This is a genomic window from Streptomyces sp. NBC_01408 (genome assembly GCF_026340255.1).
Lineage (GTDB): Bacteria > Actinomycetota > Actinomycetes > Streptomycetales > Streptomycetaceae > Streptomyces.
In genome coordinates, this window is the sequence record NZ_JAPEPJ010000001.1 from 1664620 (window position 1) to 1680845 (window position 16226).

18 protein-coding genes and 1 pseudogene are annotated in these 16226 nt (G+C 71.9%); 6 read left to right on the top strand and 13 right to left on the bottom strand.

The genetic code is table 11. The features are described 5' to 3' along the window. Window positions 1–14 precede the first annotated feature (14 nt). Together OG447_RS07800 and OG447_RS07805 are read right to left on the bottom strand one after the other, a co-directional pair. Complete coding sequence (locus OG447_RS07800; RefSeq protein WP_266935735.1) at window positions 15–794, bottom strand: CbtA family protein; 780 nt, start codon at window positions 792–794, stop codon at window positions 15–17. A 30-nt stretch (window positions 795–824) separates the two neighbouring features. Next, window positions 825–1037, bottom strand: coding sequence for a CbtB-domain containing protein (locus OG447_RS07805; protein WP_266935736.1), 213 nt, complete (start codon window positions 1035–1037; stop codon window positions 825–827). Window positions 1038–1226: 189 nt separating this feature from the next. On the opposite strand from OG447_RS07805, the gene OG447_RS07810 reads away from it, so the two are divergent. Next, window positions 1227–1664 carry a histidine phosphatase family protein gene (locus OG447_RS07810; protein ID WP_323181740.1) on the top strand — a complete coding sequence of 146 codons (438 nt, stop codon included), beginning with the start codon at window positions 1227–1229 and terminating at the stop codon, window positions 1662–1664. A gap of 10 nt (window positions 1665–1674) precedes the next feature. Here OG447_RS07810 and pucL read toward each other — a convergent pair whose 3' ends face one another. Both pucL and OG447_RS07820 read right to left on the bottom strand, forming a co-directional pair. Beyond that, window positions 1675–2592: a factor-independent urate hydroxylase gene (gene pucL, locus OG447_RS07815; protein ID WP_266935737.1), complete on the bottom strand. Its 918-nt coding sequence runs from the start codon at window positions 2590–2592 to the stop codon at window positions 1675–1677. A 271-nt stretch (window positions 2593–2863) separates the two neighbouring features. Continuing rightward, window positions 2864–4213, bottom strand: a complete 1350-nt coding sequence (locus OG447_RS07820; RefSeq protein ID WP_266935738.1) for an aspartate aminotransferase family protein — start codon at window positions 4211–4213, stop codon at window positions 2864–2866. Window positions 4214–4483: 270 nt separating this feature from the next. On the opposite strand from OG447_RS07820, the gene OG447_RS07825 reads away from it, so the two are divergent. Next, window positions 4484–4876 carry an ATP-binding protein gene (locus OG447_RS07825; RefSeq protein ID WP_323181823.1) on the top strand — a complete coding sequence of 131 codons (393 nt, stop codon included), beginning with the start codon at window positions 4484–4486 and terminating at the stop codon, window positions 4874–4876. Between the two features lie 61 nt (window positions 4877–4937). On the opposite strand, the pseudogene OG447_RS07830 reads toward OG447_RS07825, so the two are convergent. The 3 genes and pseudogenes from OG447_RS07830 to OG447_RS07840 all read right to left on the bottom strand — a co-directional run. Continuing rightward, window positions 4938–5699, bottom strand: a pseudogene (locus tag OG447_RS07830) (SigB/SigF/SigG family RNA polymerase sigma factor); the annotation flags it as partial. 129 nt (window positions 5700–5828) lie between these two features. Next, entirely contained in the window at window positions 5829–6962 is a 1134-nt protein-coding gene (locus OG447_RS07835) for a PaaX family transcriptional regulator C-terminal domain-containing protein (RefSeq protein WP_266935739.1), read from the bottom strand. After that, window positions 6959–7564 (bottom strand): N-acetyltransferase, encoded by a 606-nt coding sequence (locus OG447_RS07840; RefSeq protein ID WP_266935740.1) that lies wholly within the window; start codon window positions 7562–7564, stop codon window positions 6959–6961. The genes OG447_RS07835 and OG447_RS07840 overlap by 4 nt, the downstream gene beginning before the upstream one ends. A gap of 67 nt (window positions 7565–7631) precedes the next feature. Between OG447_RS07840 and OG447_RS07845 the strand changes: the two genes are divergently transcribed. Continuing rightward, entirely contained in the window at window positions 7632–8678 is a 1047-nt protein-coding gene (locus tag OG447_RS07845; RefSeq protein WP_266935741.1) for a S9 family peptidase, read from the top strand. A 51-nt stretch (window positions 8679–8729) separates the two neighbouring features. Here the strand turns inward: OG447_RS07845 and OG447_RS07850 are convergent, their stop codons facing one another. The 4 genes from OG447_RS07850 to OG447_RS07865 form a co-directional block, all read right to left on the bottom strand. Beyond that, window positions 8730–10193, bottom strand: coding sequence for a DHA2 family efflux MFS transporter permease subunit (locus OG447_RS07850; protein ID WP_266935742.1), 1464 nt, complete (start codon window positions 10191–10193; stop codon window positions 8730–8732). Window positions 10194–10226: 33 nt separating this feature from the next. Further along, entirely contained in the window at window positions 10227–10838 is a 612-nt protein-coding gene (locus tag OG447_RS07855; RefSeq protein ID WP_266935743.1) for an NADPH-dependent FMN reductase, read from the bottom strand. 345 nt (window positions 10839–11183) lie between these two features. Beyond that, window positions 11184–11561 carry a hypothetical protein gene (locus OG447_RS07860; protein ID WP_266935744.1) on the bottom strand — a complete coding sequence of 126 codons (378 nt, stop codon included), beginning with the start codon at window positions 11559–11561 and terminating at the stop codon, window positions 11184–11186. Between the two features lie 105 nt (window positions 11562–11666). Then, the gene (locus OG447_RS07865; protein WP_030011983.1) at window positions 11667–11870 is read right to left on the bottom strand and encodes a cold-shock protein; all 204 of its coding nucleotides are present in this window, start codon (window positions 11868–11870) and stop codon (window positions 11667–11669) included. 500 nt (window positions 11871–12370) lie between these two features. On the opposite strand from OG447_RS07865, the gene OG447_RS07870 reads away from it, so the two are divergent. Continuing rightward, window positions 12371–12796: a hypothetical protein gene (locus OG447_RS07870; RefSeq protein ID WP_266935745.1), complete on the top strand. Its 426-nt coding sequence runs from the start codon at window positions 12371–12373 to the stop codon at window positions 12794–12796. Window positions 12797–12828: 32 nt separating this feature from the next. Here the strand turns inward: OG447_RS07870 and OG447_RS07875 are convergent, their stop codons facing one another. Together OG447_RS07875 and OG447_RS07880 are read right to left on the bottom strand one after the other, a co-directional pair. Continuing rightward, the gene (locus tag OG447_RS07875) at window positions 12829–14193 is read right to left on the bottom strand and encodes a chloride channel protein (RefSeq protein WP_266935746.1); all 1365 of its coding nucleotides are present in this window, start codon (window positions 14191–14193) and stop codon (window positions 12829–12831) included. Between the two features lie 82 nt (window positions 14194–14275). Next, the gene (locus OG447_RS07880; protein ID WP_266935747.1) at window positions 14276–14854 is read right to left on the bottom strand and encodes a potassium channel family protein; all 579 of its coding nucleotides are present in this window, start codon (window positions 14852–14854) and stop codon (window positions 14276–14278) included. A gap of 137 nt (window positions 14855–14991) precedes the next feature. Between OG447_RS07880 and OG447_RS07885 the strand changes: the two genes are divergently transcribed. Then, window positions 14992–15381 carry an SHOCT domain-containing protein gene (locus OG447_RS07885; RefSeq protein ID WP_266935748.1) on the top strand — a complete coding sequence of 130 codons (390 nt, stop codon included), beginning with the start codon at window positions 14992–14994 and terminating at the stop codon, window positions 15379–15381. Between the two features lie 131 nt (window positions 15382–15512). Next, window positions 15513–16118 carry a TetR/AcrR family transcriptional regulator gene (locus tag OG447_RS07890; RefSeq protein WP_266935749.1) on the top strand — a complete coding sequence of 202 codons (606 nt, stop codon included), beginning with the start codon at window positions 15513–15515 and terminating at the stop codon, window positions 16116–16118. Window positions 16119–16226: the final 108 nt, after the last annotated feature.

The window sequence follows — 16226 nt, forward strand, 5'->3', positions numbered from 1 at the left end:
CGGCCCCTTCATCGTCAACTCGTGGGCTGCACAGCCTCCTTGGGTGCGGAGGCGGGCACAAGGGCACGTTCGGCTAGATAACCGAAGGTCAGGCCGAAAGTCGCCCACAGGGCGGTCTGGATGGCCAGGGACGCGAGCCGGAAGTCCCAGATCAGCGCGGCCGGGAAGCCCGCCGGGACCTCGTTGATCCCGGGGAGCAGGGCGTACGAGATGCCGACCGCGGCCACGAAGCCCACGCCGGCGACCGTGCTCGCGTTCCAGTTGCCCAGGCCCGGCGCGAGGCGCCGTCCCAGGATGAGGGCGCCCGCGGCCAGCAGCGCGCTCAGGGCGATCATCAGGAGGTAGAGGGTGGTCCGGCGGGCGGCCGTCTCGGGGTCTCCGACGGCAGGCGGGTTGGCGGGGTACTTGAGGAACGGCACCAGGGTCACGGTGACGAACAGGGCCCCGGTGACCAGCGCGGCCGTGGCCCGCGGGCCGAAGCGGCCGATGCGGCCCAGGGCGTAGCAGTAGACGAGCGCGGCGATGCCGCCGAGCGCGACCCCGTACAGCAGGACGCCGGTGCCGAGGCCGGCGGTGGCCTGGAGGGCCCGGCTGACCGGGGCCTCCTCGCCGTGGTCGTGGCCGTGCGCGGCGGCCTCCTCGATGGCGATCGCCGCGTCCACCTTGGACTCTCCGAGGAGGTAGGCGACGAGGAAGGCGGCCAGACCGGCCAGCAGGCCGGCCAGCATGCCCCGGACGAGCAGGGTGCGTGGGGAGAGGGTGTGCGGGGAGGCGGTGCTCTGAGCGGAAGTCATGTGCTTCGGTTCCCTTGTGCGAGTCGGGGATCAGTGGCAGGGGAAGCCGAGCAGGTGGCGGCCGTCGTGCAGCCATTCGTGGATGGTTTCGCCCTCGAAGAGCGCGGTGGCGCCCTGTTCGACGCCGACGAAGTACAGCAGGACGAGGGTGAGGACGGCGACGAAGACCGCCCAGGGGGCGAGCGCGGAGAGTGAGATGGGTGCGACGGCGACAGGCGTCGTGGGCACGGCGGAGTGGGCCATGGCAGGTACCTCCAGAGGGAACACGCGTCCCGGTCAGTGGTGCTCGCGACGACGGTTGCGGGTCTGACTTGCCCCCCGGCCGGGAGGGTTCACAGTGGCGCGACCGTGCCGGATTCCCACCGGTTCTTCCGTCGTACCGTCGTCATTCAGTTGTGTCGTCCGCGACCGTACCGCGCTTACGCTCCCCTTATGAACCCCTCATCGGTACGAGTTCACCTCGTTACCCCGGGCCTCGACCCCGCGCTGCGCGGGCACCGCTTCGGGTCCGGCGGACCGTACGGCCTCGACACCGGTCAGTGGGCCGGGCGGACGCTGGACGAGGTGGCCGCCGAGGACCCGGCCGCGGTGCGCGGCTGGCTGACGGACCCCGCGTACGCCCCGCCCGGCGGGGAGTCCGTCCTCGCGCTCGTCGCCCGCGCCGGGAGCTGGCTGGACGGCCTGGAACCCGGCACCCACCGGGTCACCGCCGAGCAGGCCTTCGTCCGGGCGGCCGTGGTGCACGCGCTGGAACTGCCGCCGCACGCCTTCTGGCGGCTGGACGCACGACCCCGCACGCTCACCGAACTCAGCGGGCGCGCGGGGCGGTGGAACCTCCGGCTGGGGAACGAGGTCCCCGAAGAGGTCTAGGGCGTGAGGCTCAGGCCACGATCCAGTCGGAGGTGGCGATCACCGGCTGCACGCCGTCGCGGTGGACGGTGCCCTCGATCAGGCCGTACATCCGGTCCGCGGCGAAGTACACCTCGTTGTCGTTCTTGAGGCCGAAGGGCTCCAGGTCGACGAGGAAGTGGTGCTTGTTGGGGAGGTTGAGGCGCACCTCGTTGACCTTGGGACAGTTGTCGAGCACCCGCTCGGCCATCTGGTTCAGGGTCTGCTGGAGCGAGTACGAGTACGTCTCCGCGAAGGCTTCCAGCATGTGCTTGCGGACCTTCTTGTACGACCGGTCCCAGTCGTACGCGGCGTCGTCGCCCGCGAGCGCCGAGTGGGCCCAGCGCGCGGTCACCTTGGTCGCCAGGATGCGGTCGTACGCCTCCTGGAGGGTCGTGTACTTGTCCTTGATGTAGCCGTGGAACTCGGAGTTGGTCGAGTTCATCACCGTCAGGTCCTTCAGACCCGAGATGACCTGGAGCCCGGTGGTCTCGCTGTAGGTGATCTGCGCGGTGCGCACCTCCTGGCCCTTGCGGACGAAGGAGTGCTGCTCCTTGCGCGTCGGGACCGGGATGCGGTCCCACACGTACTCCTCGATGCGGATCTGCGCCTCGCGGATCGGCTGCTGGGAGGAGACGAAGTGCTTGGCGAGCAGGATGCCGAAGGCCTCGGGGGACTCGATGCCGTGTTCCTTGCCGAAGGCGTACACCGTGTTCTTGGTGGTGTCGGTCGGCAGGCAGTTGCCGTTGTCGCCGCTCAGGTGGACGTCGCGGAACTCGCCGCGGAGCGCGACCGAGACGTTGAGGTCGCGGATCTCGTGCCAGGAACCGTCGTTGCCCTTGCGGGTGACCTTGACGATGCGGTTCTCGGCCTTGCCGTACTGGTTCTGCGCCAGGACGTGCTTGCTCATGGTGTCTTCCTTCGGGTACTCGGGAACACGGAGTCCGGTTGTCTGGATCCCGTACGCCCGGCGTCCAGCGGTCGGCCCGCTCCCCGCCGTTCGGCCCCGAAGGGCCGCCCCGGGACTGACGTGCATCCCGGTCCGTAGGTGCTTGGTGCTCGGCCCGCGGTGCATGCATCCGGGCCTGCACGGATTGCAGCATGTATGCGGGGGGTTGACCACCGCACGGATCATCCGAACACCCGCACCCGCGGCTTGGGCGACTCCACAGATCCGCAGGTCAGAGCATGTGCGCATCCGCGACCGAGAGGGCCCCGTCGAGGATCTCCAGACCCTTGGCGACGTCCTGCGGCGAGATGTTGCAGGCCGGTGCGACGTGGATGCGGTTCCCGGCGGTCAGCGGCCACAGCCCGCCCTTCTTGCAGGCGGCCCCGAACTCCGCCATCGGCGCGTTGTCCGCCCCGGAGGCGTTGTACGGCACCAGCGGCTCACGCGTCCGGCGGTCGCGTACGAGCTCCAGGGCCCAGAAGGTGCCCAGGCCCCGGACCTCCCCGACGGAGGGGTGCCGCTCGGCGAGCGCGCGCAGGCCGGGGCCGAGGAGCTCCGCGCCCGTGCGGGCGGACTGCTCGACGATGCCCTCCTCCTCCATGACGTTGATGGTGGCGACGGCGGCCGCGCAGGCCAGTACGTGCCCGGAGTACGTCAGCCCGCCCGGGTAGGGCCGGCGGGCGAAGGTCTGGGCGATGGCGGCCGAGATGGCCACCCCGCCGAGCGGCACGTAGCCGCTGGTCACGCCCTTGGCGAAGCAGATCAGGTCGGGGACGACGTCCCAGTGCTCGGAGGCGAACCACTTACCGGTGCGCCCGAAGCCGACCATGATCTCGTCGAGGACGAACACGATGCCGAAGCGGTCGCAGAGCGCGCGCACACCGGCGAGGTAGCCGTCCGGGTGGACCAGGACGCCCGGGGCGCCGCCGACGGTCTCCAGGATGATCGCGGCGATGGACTGCGGGCCCTCGAAGACGATGGTTTCCTCGAGGTGGCGCAGGGCCCGCTCGCACTCCTCGGCCTCGGTGGCCGCGTAGAAGGGCGAGCGGTAGGCGAAGGGCCCCCAGAAGTGCACGACACCGGCGGTCGCGGTGTCGTTGCCGAAGCGGCGGGCGTCACCGGTCAGGTTGATCGCGGTGGAGGTGGCCCCGTGGTACGAGCGGTACGCGGACAGCACCTTCGGGCGGCCGGTGTGCAGCCGGGCCATGCGGACGGCGTTCTCCACGGCCTCGGCGCCCGCGTTGGTGAAGAAGATCTTGTCCAGGTCGCCCGGGGTCCGCTCGGCGATCAGCCGGGCCGCCTCGGAGCGGACGTCCACGGCGAAGCCGGGCGCGACGGTGCACAGCCGGGCCGCCTGCTCCTGGATGGCAGCGGTGACCTTGGGGTGCTGGTAGCCGATGTTCGTGTAGACGAGGGCGCTGGAGAAGTCGAGGTAGCGATGGCCCTGGTAGTCCCAGAAGTACGAGCCCTCGGCCCCGGCGACGGCGAGCGGGTCGATCAGCTCCTGCGCCGACCAGGAGTGGAAGACGTGCTTCCGGTCGGCGTCTTTCACGGCGGCGAGGTCATCGGCTGCTGCGTTCATGAAACGAGCGTAGTTGTCCAGGATGTGGACCCCGGGGCGGCTCCGCAGGGAACCTCGGGGCGGCTCCGCCGGGAACTCCGGGGCGCCTCCGCCGGCACTCCGGGGCGGCTTCCCGCGCGAGGGGTCGCTGTCGGGCGATCCTGGAGCGACCGGTGATGACACGACCTAGGATTGGCTTCCTTTGACGGGGGTAAGCGCGGCGCGGAGACAGGAGGCCCTGTGACCGAGCAGACGCGGCGGCTGGTCCTGGGCGGTGCCACGGCCGGGGTCGTGAGCCGGTGCCGGGACTTCACCCGGCAGGCGCTGGCCGACTGGCAGTGGCAGGCGCGGCCCGAGGCCGTGGAGGACGTGCTCCTCCTGGTCTCCGAGGTGGTGACCAACGCCTGCCTGCACGCCGGCGGCCCGCGCGAGCTGATCCTGCGGCACACCCCGGAACGCCTGCGCGTCGAGGTCAGCGACGACAGCCCCGAGTCTCCGCGCCGTCGCCTGCCCGGCGACCGTGCGTTGCCGGGAGGGCACGGGCTGATCGTGCTGGAACGGCTCGCGCGGAACTGGGGCTCGGTGCCGTCCGGGGACGGGCGGCCCGGCAAGACGGTCTGGCTGGAGGTTCCGGCGCGGAGCCGGCGGCCGGACGGGGCTCGGGCGCGGGATCCGCTGCCGTAGCCGTCCCCTCGGGGGCGGGTTCGTCCGGCGGTTCGCCGGCCGGTTCGCCCGCCGGTTCGTCGTCGTCGCTCAGCAGGCCCGTGCGCAGCCGTGCCAGGGTCCGGGTCAGCAGTCGCGACACGTGCATCTGGGACAGGCCCAGCCGGTCGCCTATCTCGGACTGCGTGAGCTCCTGCCCGAACCGCAGCGCGAGCAGGGTGCGCTCACGGTCGGGGAGCCCGGCCAGTATCGGCTTGAGCGACTCCAGGCACTCGATCCGGTCGTACGCCGCCTCCTCCTCGCCGAGCGAGGGCTGTCCCGCGTAGGCGTCCCGGTCGCCGCCGTCCTCCTGCACCGGCGCGTCCAGGGAGCGCGCGGAGTACGCGTGCGCCGCCTTGCGGCCCTCCGCCAGCTCGGCGGGGGTGACGTGCAGGTGCTCCGCCAGCTCGACGTCCGTGGGCGCGCGGCCGAGGTCCTGCTCCAGGGCGTCGTGCGCCTTGGCCGCGTCGATCCGCAGCTCCTGGAGCCGTCGCGGGACCTTGACGGCCCAGCTCGTGTCCCGGAAGAACCGCTTGATCTCGCCGCTGATCGTCGGCATCGCGAAGGAGGTGAACTCCACCCCGCGGTCCGGGTCGAACCGGTTGATGGCCTTGATCAGGCCGACCGTGCCGACCTGGACGATGTCCTCCATCGGCTCGCTCCGGCCACGGAACCGGCGGGCGGCGTACTTCACGAGGCTGAGGTTCAGCTCGACGAGGGTGTTGCGGACGTACGAGTACTCGGCGCTGCCCTGCTCCAGCTCGGCCAGTCTCCGGAACAGGGACACGGACAGGATCCTGGCCTCGTGGGTTGCGACGTCTGTGAGCTCTGTACGGTGCATGGCCTGCGCTCCTCCGACCGTGGGGCCCCGGCGGTGCCGGAGTCGTCGTCGCGCTGTCTCAGGGGATATACCCGGGCCAAATACACGGTACCCCTACAAACCTCCAGGTCCGAGCCCGGTCAGCGCGTCCCCGTACAGGCGGAACAGCCGCGGGCCTCCGGCGGGGGCGGTTTCGCGGAGCCTGGCCCAGGCCCGGGCCGCGGCGGCCCGGGCCACTGTCCCCGGCCACGGCTGGGGCAGCAGTTCCGGCGGGAGCAGCGGGTCCGGAACCATCGCGTCGGACAGGGCGGCGGCGAGGGCGATGGCTTGAGCGGTTGCCGTTGCCCCTGCGGGGGGCTTGGCCGGGTTCGGGGCGCAGGGCGGTGTGGTTGCCCCTGCGGGGGCTTGGGCGTGGTCGGTGTGGGGCGGTGCCCCGCCGGAGGATCTCCTCGGCTCGCGCACGGAGGTTCCGCTACGGACGTGCGGCCCGGGTTGCGCGCTCGTCCTGCGGGGACCCTCCGGCGTGTCCCCACCCCACGGTTCGGCTGCGGAAGCCGCGAGGGCGCGCAGGGCCTCGTACCGGTCCGCGATTTCCGGGAGCGGCCACAGCCGGGCCGCCAGGGCCACCGGGTCGGTGATCCCGCCCACCGCGAGGTCCCGGGTGCTCAGGCAGGTCAGCGCCCGCTCCACCCCCAGCTCCGCCGCGCGGGCCCGTACGTACGGCCCGATCGCGTTCGGCGTGACGTACAGCCCGCCCTGCACCGGGGCCGCCCCGAGCCCGGTCAGCGCGTCCCGCAGGGCATCGCGAGCCGCCCGCGCGGACTCCGGGACGGCGAAGGCGAAGGCGTGCCAGACCCCGTCCCACGGCTCCAGGCCCCGGTCCTGCCGGTACGCGTGCCGTACGAACCCCACCTCGGGTACGAGCGCCGCCAGCTCCGGCCCCGCCCCGGCTACGGCCCCCGCCCCGGCGCCCGTACCCGTCAGCCGCAGTACGGACCGCCGCCCCCGCCCCTCCAGCCCGAACCGTCCCTCCGCCACCAGCCGCTTCACGCACAGCCGCACCTGCTGGTCGGTCATGCCGAGGAGCCCCGCGACCTCGTACAGCTCGGCCCCGTCCACCGTGCCGTCCTCCCGGACCAGCGCGTGCACGACCATCCGCGTGGGGACCGCAGGCGCCGCCGGTCCCGCCCCCGCCGGGCTCGTCCCGTCCGCCGGTCCCGCGCCGTCCGCCGGGCTCGTGCCGCTCATCGCCGTACCGCCTTGTGCATCGTCGTCACGGCCCCGAATCCCAGTACGTCCCGCAGCCACGGCGTCCGCCGTACCTTCACCGCCCGGAACCCGTGCCGTTCGTACAGGGCCCGCGCCCGCGGGTTGTCCGCGACCACGTCGAGCCGGATCCGCCGGCAGCCCTGCTCCACGGCGATCGCCTCGATCTCCCGCAGCAGCAGCCCGCCGATGCCCCGGCCCCGCTCGGCGGGGTCCACGGCGATGCCGTCCATGACCAGCTCGTCCCGGACCGGTGTCCGCTCCAGCAGCGCCAGCAGGAACACCCGGTACAGGCCCCTGACCCGCCCGTACGCCGCCCTGACCGCGGCCGCGTCCCCGCCGACCAGGCCGCGCCCGGCGAGCTGGTAGCCCGCCACGCCCACGACCCGGCCGTCCGGGCCGCCGGACAGCGCGGTCACGGCCCGGTCCGCGTGCAGGTGCGAGGCGATGAACCGGCGCCCGGCCGCCGCGGGGCCGAGCGCTGCGCCCAGCTTGCCCCCGAAGGCCTCCCAGTACAGCTCGGCGACGCGCGCCCCGGCCCCTTCGGGCACTCCGCGTCGCAGCTCCACGCTCTCCGTCGTCATACGCACAAGCTTAATACGTTCATGCAAGCTACGATCGTTTATGAAACGAGCGAAATGGGAGCCCCTCATGACCGAGCCCCACCGCAAGGCCCGCCGCCCCCTGCGCACCGCCCTCCTCCTCGCCCTCGCCACCGTGGTCCTGTCGGCCGCCGCCCTCACCGGCGTCGTCCTGTGGCAGCACGCCTACGACCTGCACGAGGAGCGGGTCACCGTCCCGGCCGCCGGCCGCGCCCTGCCCGGCGTGCTGGCCACCCCCGCCGGTAAGGGGCCCGGCCCCTTCCCGCTCGTGGTCTTCGTGCACGGGGACGGCGAGACCGACGCCACCCACGACGGGTTCTACCGGCCCTACTGGGAGGCCTTCGCCCGCGCCGGATACGCCTCGCTCTCCCTCGACAAGCCCGCCGACTGGCTCGCCCAGTCCATGGACGACCGGGCCCGCGAGACCACCGACGCCATCGCCTGGGCCCGTACCCGGCCCGGGATCGACGCCGACCGGATCGGCCTGTGGGGTGCCAGCCAGGCCGGATGGGTGCTGCCCAAGGTGGTGGCGCAGGCCCCCGCGCCGGGCATCCGCTTCGTCATCGCGGTCGGCACCGCCGTGAACTGGCAGCGCCAGGGGGAGTACCACCTGCGCGCCGGACTCCGCGCGGCCGGGGCCGACGCCGACCGCACGGCGGCGGCCCTGCGCACCCGGGAGTCCACCCTGGCGCTGCTGCGGCGCGGGGCGTCGTACGAGGAGTACCGCGCGAGTCCGGGCGCCGACCCGGAACTCACCGCGGAGCGCTGGTCGTTCATCAGCCGGAACCACACCGCGGACGCGACCGGGGACCTGCGGGCGATGCGGGCCGCGGGGGCCGTCCCGGTGCTGCTGATCTCGGGCGCCGACGACCTGAACGTCGACGGGGCGGAGACCGAGGCCGTCTACCGGGCCCTGCTCACGCCCGGGACCCTCACCGTCCGCCGCTATCCGGCCGCGACGCACGCCCTGCTCCGCACCCCCGTCGAGCGTTCCCCCTGGCGGCTGACCCTGACGGCCGTGTTCGCCCCGCGCGCCGTCTTCCCGCCGGGGCTCCTCGCCGACCAGCGGGACTTCCTCGAAGGCCTGCCGCGCTAGCGGAGGTCGAGGGAAGCGCGGGGAGCCCGGGATCCCGGGCTCCCCGCACGGTCACGCGTACTTCTTCCGCGGCTGGCAGAGGGCCGGGATCATGGAGGCGGCCATCAGGACGACCACCCACACATAGGTGTGCTGGAAGGCATCGGCCAGCGAGGGGGCCAGTTCGGCGCGGGCCGCCGCGTCCAGCCCCTGGGCAGCGGCCAGCCCGCCGTGCTCCGCCGCGGCCGTGGTCAGCAGCACCGACAGCAGCGCGGTACCGATCGATCCCGCGACCTGCGAGTTGATGTTGATCAGCGTGCTGGCGGCCGGCACCTGTGGCGGTGCGAAGCCGCGGGTCGCGCCGGTGACGGTCGGCATCATCGTCATCCCGACCCCCGCCCCGGCCACGGTCAGCGAGACGATCAGCCGCCAGTACGGGGCGTCCGGGCCGAGTTGGGCCGTGAACGTCCCGTAGCCGATGACCGCCAGGGTGACGCCGATCGGCACGATCCGCCCCGCCGGGACCCGGTCCGTCAGACGGCTCGCGATCTGCAGGGTGATCCCGGTGGCGAGCACCTGGGGCACGCCCAGCAGCCCGGACATGGTCGCGCTCTCGCCCCGTACGAGCTGGTAGTACATCGGCACCAGCATCAGGGCCCCGAAATACGCCCCGGCGAACAGCGCCATGGTGCCGATCCCCGCCGCGAAGGCCCGTACCCGCAGGAGGCGCAGGTCCAGCAGCGGGGCGGAGGCGGTGAGGGCCCGTACGACGAAGGCAACCACCAGCGCCGCGCCGCCGAGCGTGGGGACCAGCACCTTGGCCGAAGCGAAGTCACCGGACTCGCCGCCCGTGGCGAGACCGTAGATCAGCGCGGCCAGTCCCGGAGACAGCGTCAGCAGGCCGGTCACATCGAGCCGGTGGGATGCCCGCACGGTGTCCCGGGGGAGGATCAGCACGGCCAGCACCACCGTCAGCACGCCGATCGGCACGTTGATGAGGAAGATCCAGCGCCAGGACGCCGCGTCGACCAGCCAGCCGCCGAGGACCGGGCCGACGAGCGGCCCGACCAGGACGGGGATGCCCAGCAGCCCCATCATCCGGCCCTTGTGCTCCGGCGCGGCGGCGTTGATCACTATGGCCATCCCCAGCGGGACGACCATGCCCCCGCCGAGCCCCTGCAGGACGCGGAAGAAGATCAGCGACTCGGTGCTCCAGGCAGCGCCGGCCAGGGCCGAACCGGCCGTGAACAGGCTGACGGAGACGATGTACAGGTGCTTGCTCCCGAACCTGCCCGCCGCCCAGGCGGTGAGCGGGATGACGGCGGCGAGGGCCAGCATGTAGCCCGTGGCCGTCCACTGGATGGTGGCGAGCGGGGAGTGGAAGTGCTGGGAGAGGCCGTCCAGCGCGACACCGAGGATGGTGGTGTCGAGGACGGTCATGAACGAGCCCGCGATCACCACCATGGTGATCGCGACGGCCGAGGAGCCGGGCCGCGCCGGGGCACCCGGCGGGGCGGGATCCTGCATCGTGGTCATGTGCGTACGTCCTGTCGCGAGGGCCCGACCGGTCTAGACGCTGTACGGACGGGAGGTGCGGCCGTCGCGCAGGGTCTGGGACCACCAGGCGAGCTGGTCGAGCATGGTCTTGGCGGCACCGGTCGCGCCCTGCGCGTCGTGCGCCCGGCCGCCTTCGCCGAAGTGGTCCCAGGCGCCGTGGAAGCTGACCCCGTCGCGCATCGGGGCGCAGTGCAGCTCGCCGAAGACCTGACGCAGGTGCTCGACCGAGCGCAGCCCGCCGCCGACGCCGCCGTAGGACACGAAGGCGACGGCCTTGGCCTTCCACTCGTCGCGGTGCAGGTCGATGAAGAGCTTCAGGTGCCCGGGGAAGCTGTGGTTGTACTCGGGGGTGATGACGACGAATCCGTCGGCGGCGCCCACCCGTGCGGACAGCTCGCTCAGCTCGGGGGTCGGGGCGGTGCGCCAACCCGGCTGTACGGCGGGCAGTTCCAGCCCGGCGACGTCGATGACGTCGACCTCGAAGTCACCGTGCTGCTCCGCGAGCGGAACGAACCAGTCGCGGACGGTGGGTCCGAAGCGGCCCTCGCGGGTGGAGCCGACGATGACGGCGATCCGCAGCTTCTGCGCGGTGGTCGCTGTGGCGGTCACAGAGTTGTTGTCCATGGCCAAGACAGTAGGAGCAAGCGGCCCGCCGGGTCCTGAGGCGATCGACTGGGTTGAACTGCCCGGCGGCGCCCGCCGGGCTCCCGCGCGGGGGCGCCGCACCGGGCCAACCGGCCTCCCGGACCGGGTGTTTCACGTGAAACACCGCCCGACCAGCGGTCCGCCGACTGAGCGGAGACCGGCCCGGGCACCGGTCGTACCCCTGGCTTTCGCCCGTGGGACGCGAGCGGAATCCAAGTGTCCGTGTACCCGAGCGCGAACACATCCGGACTCCCGCGCGCCAGAGGCCATAGGGGGTCTCGCCGAGCAGCGGGGTCCGGCCCGCCTTCGGCCGTGCGGGACGGCCTACTTGTCGGAGTAGCTGAAGTCCCCGACCGTCCAGGCACTGACGTCCTTGACGGCGATCCGGTACATCCCGCCGGTCTCCGGGATCCCCAGGGTTCCCTGGAGGATGCGGGCCACGTGGAAGTGCAGGTGAGAGGGTGGTCCGGCCGCGGGCCGGGTACGGCCGCCCTGTTCGGGTTCCCTGAAGATGCCTGCGAACGGGCCCAGTTGGTCGGAGTCCTCCAGGACCTCGGCCACGCGCTGGCGCCACACGCTCTCGGGGGCCAGCCGGCCGGTGACGACGGCGCCGTGCACCACGACGGTCAGGGACATCTGATTGGTCTGCTCCGACTCGACCATGGAGGCGATGTCGAGGAGCAGGTCGTCAGGAATCGACATGGGCAGTGACTCTAGCAAGCGCGGGCGGACGAGGGCCCGGAACGCGACGGGCTGGGGCCCGCACCCAAGAGGGTGCGGGCCCCAGCCGCGGAGTACGCGTCAGCGTCAGGCAGGAACGATGTTCTCGGCCTGCGGGCCCTTCTGGCCCTGCGTGACGTCGAAGGTGACCTTCTGGCCTTCCTGAAGCTCACGGAAGCCGGAAGAGGCGATGTTCGAGTAGTGGGCGAACACGTCCGCGCCGCCACCCTCCTGCTCGATGAAGCCGAAGCCCTTTTCCGCGTTGAACCACTTCACGGTGCCAGATGCCATATGAATTCTCCTTCGGGGCATTGCCCGGAATCGCACCGTGCGAAACCGGAGTCGCTGAGATTGTCGCCCCGGCCGGAAATGCACCGGCAAATAAAAAGTGCGCTCACCGAAAAAGCTGGTGAGAGCACTTGTAAGTTTTTTGGGAACCACAACTGCAACTGAGATCACAGTAGCACGGGGGGAACCGGCCGGCGGGGAAACTTTCCCGTCCCGGAGCCCGGCGCGCCATCAAATTTCTGAAGCGCCCCGTCCGCATTTCCGCAGGTGCGGCAGTGGATATGTACGTCAGAAAGTCGTATGAGTGTTCAGGTTTCCGGGCCCCTGCGGGTCACCGGTCCGGCGGTACGGGCCGGCCCCTCGGCCGCGCGGGTGGGCGGCCCGCCCCGGTCGGCCGACGGGGGGAGGAGCGCGTGCGGGATGCGCTCGGATATGCATATTTTGTCGTGTATGCCCGAAAGGTTCCCACTCGTCAGTCCACTCCCGTTGAGGAAGGCCCGTCCATGAAGCGATTCCCGGTGATCGGTGTGCTCTGCGTCAGCGCGGCATTCGGTCTCGCCGCGTGCTCCGACGACAGTTCGCCCGCCGAAGAGGCCACCAAGGCCGCCGCCGACCTGTGCACCGACCTGGGCGCGCTCAAGGCCGACAACGCGAAACTGAAGGCCCTGAATCCGGCGACGGCGACCAAGGACCAGATCAAGGAGGCGTACGACGCGGTCCAGAGCGACTGGGACAACGTCAAGGAGAACCTGTCCAAGCTGAGGGAGTCGGAGCAGGCCGCGGTCAAGGCGGCCGCCGAGGACCTGAAGAAGGGCTACGAGGGCCTCCCGGGGGACACGACCGGCCAGCAGGCGCTCACCCAGCTCCAGCCGCAGGTCCAGAAGCTGGACGAGGCCACGACCGCCGCGTCCACCGGCCTCCGGTGCTGACAGCCTGCTGACAGGCCCTCCGGCGGCCGGGGTTACGGGGCCCCGGCCACCGCCCTCTCCGCCTTCTCCTCCGCGTGCCCGTGGGGCGGCAGCAGCTCGCTGACGACGAAGGAGACCACGGCCGCGAGGATCACGACGGGCATCATGGCCGAGGTGTCGAGGATCAGGGTCACCAGGACCACGCTGCTCACCGGCAGCCGCATCACGGCCGCCAGCGCCGCGGCCATGCCCGCCGCGAACCCCGGTACGACGCCCAGGCCCGGCAGGGACGACAGGAGCACGCCCGCCGCGGCCCCGAGGAAGAGCGCGGGGAAGACGGGGCCGCCGCGCAGGCCGCCGAGGCAGAGCGTGTAGGCGACGCCCTTGAACAGCAGGACGGCGAGCAGCGCCCCGATGCCCCAGGCGTGCGGGTCGGTGGCCAGCGCGGCGGTCGCGGCCTGGCCGGAGGAGGCGACCTCGGCGGGGGAACGGCCGGTGATCAGCGCGTAGAGGGCGGCGCAGGCCGCGGCGCCGAGGGCGCACAGGACGGTCCGGACGAGGGGCCGTCCCGTGACGTACGTGGCGACCGCCCGGGCCCAGGTCAGTACGGGGTGCAGGACGAGGGCGAGGACCACGGCGATGGCCAGCGCCCAGAGCACGTCCCCCACGTCCAGGTGGGCCTCCGGGAGGGCCGAGCCCAGCGACAGGTCCCCGGTCGACAGCCCGGTCCAGCGTCCGAGTCCGGTGAACACCAGGTATCCGATGCCGCTGGACAGCAGGGAGGGCAGCATGACGGCGAACAGCTGCGGCCCGCCCACACCCGCCACCTCGATCAGCAGCACCGCGGCGATCAGCGGGTTGCCGAAGATGGCGGAGATCGCGGCCGCGGCGCCGGCCGCCCCCAGGAGCGCGGTGCTCTGCGGGGTCGCCGGCGCCTGCGCGAGGTTCCGGAACAGCACGGCCAGGCCGCCGCCCAGGGCGATCAGCGGGGCCTCCGGACCCAGGGTCGCGCCGAGCGGAAGGCTGGCCAGCGCCGCGATGACGACCCCGGGCAGGACCGCGGGAGAGGTGCCCACCGTGTGCAGTCCGGCGGCGGGCACGTGGCCGCCCCCACCGGGCAGGTGGGTGACGACCAGGCCGACCACGGTTCCGGCGACGAGCAGCAGGGGGAGCGGCCACCACCACGGCGGGGCGTCCCAGCCCAGCGCCCGGGGGAGGTCCGCCCACAGGGTGTGCTCCAGTTCGTGCAGCAGGACGAGGAACCAGAAGGCGGCGAGGGACACCGGGATGCCGATCAGGCCGCAGAAGGCGAGCACTTTGAGGTAGCCGGGGTTGCGGAGCATGTCCCGCAGGACCAGGGCCTCCTGCGGCCCGGTCCCGATGGGCGGGGGGTCGGACCGAGGGCGCGGCTCCGTCATGGGGCACCTCCCTTTCCCCTCGATGGTCCACCCGGACGGAGGCCTCCGCCGCCGGGACCGGCCGGGCCGCGGCCGCGGCCGTTCACGGCTCGTCCTCCAGCGGCGGGAGCGGGCTCCCGCGCCTGCGTATCCCGATCCTGACCGCGCCGACGAGGGCCTTGACGATCACGCCCAGCACGATCAGGTCGGCGACCATCTGCACGGTGGCCAGCGCGCGGCCGGTCTCCGTGAGGGGCACGATGTCCCCGAATCCGACGGTCGTGAACACGGTGACGGTGAAGTACAGCGCGTCGGTCCGGTTCAGCCGCTCCGAGAACGTCTGCGGAATTTCCACGGCGAGCATGAAGTACGTCGCGGCGAAGAGCACCAGGAACAGCGGGACGGCGGTGGCCAGCGCCTCGACGGCGCGCAGCCTCGGATGCTCCGCACGGGTGATGGCGGCGGCCTGGTGGACGACCACCCCGCCGAAGAGCAGCAGGCCGAGCACCAGCAGGACGACCGCGAGGACGCCGAATCCGTCGTCCAGCGGGGCGAGGTAGTAGAGCGCGGTGAGCAGGACGATCGAGGCGGTCGAGCGGAGCAGGCATCCGACGAGCAGGCGACCGTGCCCCCGGTCGGTCGGGCCGGCCGGGTCCCCCCATTCGGATGCGGTGTGGTCCATGGCTTCAGGAGAAGACGGCGGAAGGCGTAGCGCGACCGGAGCACGGGCTCGTGGACCGCTTCCGCCGTCCGCTCGGAATGCGGACCTCGTGCACCGACTGTATGAATGAAGAACCGCCTTCATGATCGGAGCCGAGCATGGATGACTATCCGCTTCTCAACCTCTTCTGGACGATGTTGTGGCTCTTCCTGTGGATCATGTGGTTCTTCCTCCTCTTCAAGGTCGTGACGGACATCTTCCGTGACCACGAGCTCGGGGGCTGGGGGAAGGCGGGCTGGCTCGTCCTCGTCCTGCTGCTGCCGTTCATCGGCGTCTTCATCTACGTCATCGCCCGAGGCAAGAGCATGAGCCAGCGGGACGTGAAACAGCTCAAGGAGCAGGACGAGGCCTTCAAGACGTACGTCCAGAAAGCGGCCGGGTCGGGCGGCGGTTCGGCGGACGAGCTGCACAAGCTCTCCGCGCTGAAGGACAAGGGTGATATCACCCAGGAGGAATTCGACCGGGCCAAGGCCAAGATCCTGGCCTGAAGTCCCCCGCACCGGGACCCGCGGGCCCCGCCCCTCCCGGGCGGGGCCCGCATTCGTTGATACGTCGGTACCATGAACCTGTCCGGGCGGACCGGACCGCGAACCCACCACCGACGGCGGAGACCCGGTACATGCCCAAGCGCGTTGACCACGAGGAACGGCGGACCCAGATCGCCGAGGCGCTCATCCGCGTCGCCGGCCGGCAGGGACTGCACGCGGTCGGGATGCGGGACGTGGCAGCCGAGGCGGGCGTGTCCCTGCGGCTCGTCCAGTACTACTTCCAGACCAAGGAGAAGCTGCTCTTCTACGGGCTCCAGCACCTCACCGACCGCTTCACCGCGCGGGTGGGCGCCCGTCTCGCCGCCGCCGGACCGGACCCCGGTGCCCGCGCGACCGTGGAGGCGCTGCTGCTGGCCTCCCTGCCGACCGACGAGGAGAGCCGCACCTTCCATCTCCTCTACAGCTCCTACGCGATCCTGTCCGTGACCGACGAGGCGCTGGCCGCCCAGCCCTTCATCGACAACCCCGACGCCGCGGAGAACGCCCTGACCGGCCTGTTCCGGCAGGCCCAGGAATCCGGCCTGGCCGACCGCCGTGCCGACGCGCGCACGGAGGCGATCAGCCTGCTCGCGATGACGGCGACCATGGGCACCAGCATCCTCGTGGGCCAGCGCACCCCCGATTCGGCCGTCGCGGTGCTCCGCCACCACCTGGACCGCATCTTCACGCCTTCCTGACCGTCGGCCGGGCCCAGTCGGCGGGCGGCAGTGGCGTGGCGCCCGCCCTCAGCCAGGCAGACCGGGAGTCAGGCAGACCGGGAGTCAGGCAGACCTGGGGACAGGCAG